General features: G+C 38.7%; 2 protein-coding genes. Both read right to left on the bottom strand.

Going from position 1 to position 2,318, the window contains the following annotated elements; translation table 11 throughout:
- Window positions 1-213: 213 nt before the first annotated feature.
- On the bottom strand, window positions 214-1,311 hold the full coding sequence (locus H4K33_RS16200; protein ID WP_131540136.1) for an IS91 family transposase: 1,098 nt from the start codon (window positions 1,309-1,311) through the stop codon (window positions 214-216).
- Entirely contained in the window at window positions 1,290-2,192 is a 903-nt protein-coding gene (locus H4K33_RS16195; protein WP_131540135.1) for a tyrosine-type recombinase/integrase, read from the bottom strand. The genes H4K33_RS16200 and H4K33_RS16195 overlap by 22 nt, the downstream gene beginning before the upstream one ends.
- Window positions 2,193-2,318: the final 126 nt, after the last annotated feature.

The raw sequence follows: 2,318 nt of genomic DNA, 5'->3' as shown, positions 1-2,318 counted from the left end.
AATAACTAAGCTTTCGTCTTGCCCGGAGGGCACGAGATGAAAGCCCGTTGAACGGAACCGTAGGAAGCTAATAAAGTATTATGGAGTTTTCGAAGTGCAGCTTTAAGATATACGAGCAGTAATTTTACGATTACTGCTTTTTTTTATGTTTGTTTTTACTTTTTTACACTGTTTTTCGATGCAAAAAAGCACAAGTTCCCTTACCCGTAAAAGTTAATTCACAGGCGCAAGTTTATTTTCGATAAGATAGGCTTTCGGTGGTCCTCTTTGCCCAAAAACATGCAAGGTAATCAGATTACCGACTTTACAGCAATAGCATTTTTTATGTTGCGTTTTGGGTTCAATTATTGGGCGTACAACATTTAACTCTTTTTGTAATTGCTGGAGCTTTCCGCGTTTCCAACTGCTGCTTAGAATTCCGTAATGTCTGATTCGCACAAAGCGTTTGGGTAAAATATGTAAGCTAAATCGTCTTGCAAATTCTTCGTTTTTTAAGGTGAGTTGCTTGGTTTTACTGCCGTCTTTATAATCTTTATAATTAATAGTAACCTCGTGATCGGTTACGTTCTTTATCCGATGATTGCTTATCGCAACCTTGTGCGTATATCTGCCTAAATATTCAATCACTTGCTTTGGCCCACCAAAAGGTCGTTTGGCATAAACCACCCAATTCTTTTCAAACAAACCTTGTAAGAGTTGAGTATCCGCTAATTTTTCCTTGCGCAACAACGCTACATATTTGGCCCGAAAAACCTTACTCAAAGCTTTTACTGCAAACAAATATTTATCGGTTTTTATCTTGCGTTTCCAATTGCCATTTCTATCAATTCCACCGCCAGGAACAATGCAATGTAAATGCGGATGCAAACTCAAATTTTGTCCCCAAGTATGCAAAATGGCGATCATTCCCAATTGCAATCCTTCTGTTTTTCCAAATTGAGACATTGTAGCCCAAGTTGCTTCAAATAATATGCGATACATGATTTGCGGATGAGAAATCGCTAAACCATTGAGCGTATCGGGCAACGTAAATACCAAATGATAATACGAACAAGGCAACAAATCTTGCTCGCGAGCTTGTATCCATTCTTCACGTTTGTGCCCTTGACATTTGGGACAATGCCTGTTTCTACAACTGTTGTAACTGATGCTAATATTTCCACAAGCATCACAAGCATCTACATGTCCGCCCAAAGCTGCTGTTCTACATAAAGTCAATGCCCGTAAGGTTTTCTCTTGATGAACCGTAAAGTTTTGGTTGGACAAATCGACCTTTCTAAGCACATCGGCTACCTCCCACTGCGGCTGCATAAGGCAAAAACGGTATCTAATGGGCTGTGTACTTTTTGTTGTTCCAATTGGCAAACGTGCAGGTATTCCATTGTGGTTTCTACTCGTTCGTGTCCCATCAGTTTCTGAACCTGAAGAATATTCACGCCATCTTCCAACAAGTGTGTAGCGTAGCTGTGACGCAAGGTATGCGTGTGAACGTCTTTTAAAATTCCAGCTTTTCTACAAACCGACTGAATCGCCCATTGAACGCCACGTTGACTATAACGCGAATCAAATCCTTTGGCATCTTTGGTGTTGCCAGTAAATAAAAAAGTAGTCGGATGTTCAATTGAAATGTACTTTTTTATCCCTCGAATGAGATGATCAGAAAGCGGAACATAACGATCTTTTTTACCTTTGCTTTGAACGATATGAAGCAATTTTCGATCAAAATCTAAGTGTTTCAATTCAATATTTCGAACTTCCATGCAACGCAGACCACAACCGTAAATCAACCCGATGAGCAAGCGATGTTTTAACAAATCGGCATGTTGAAGCATTCTCCAAATTTCTTCTCGACTTAGTATTACGGGTAGTTTTTTTTCTTTAGGAATCGATGGTAAATGAAGATGATCGTAAGGTAAATTCTCTGTTTTTAAAAGAAATCGAAGTCCGTAAACCGTGTGTTTAAAATACGATTGCGAAGGTGAATTGGAACGTTGTTGCAGTTCAAACAGATAATCTTTAACCTGTTCTGGATGTAATTCGGTTGGTAAAGCACCAAAATGAAGTGCCATTGCGGCCACATGGCGCGAATAATTTTCAAAAGTGCGTTTGCTTCGTCCTAAAATAGAAATATTTCGCTCAAAACGTTGCAGAAGTTCAGAAAAACCTGTAATTTCATTACAAGCACGATTCAAATATTTGTTCGTTCTTAATTCCTCCGGAGATTTTTTTTAGTTACCATATTATCAATTATTTAAACGTTAATAAATACTAAGGTACTAAATCATCGCAGCGAAAGCTACCGGAGGTTTAGTTCAACA

The sequence above is a fragment of the Myroides sp. WP-1 genome (genome assembly GCF_014145635.1).
In the GTDB taxonomy this organism is placed as follows: domain Bacteria; phylum Bacteroidota; class Bacteroidia; order Flavobacteriales; family Flavobacteriaceae; genus Flavobacterium.
The sequence above is the reverse complement of the archived record's forward strand: the minus strand, read 5'-3'. Positions and strand labels throughout refer to the sequence as shown.

Excerpts from the sequence above, each read along its gene's own strand:
- H4K33_RS16200 (WP_131540136.1), bottom strand. The coding sequence starts at position 1,311 with ATGCAGCCGCAGTGGGAGGTAGCCGATGTGCTTAGAAAGGTCGATTTG.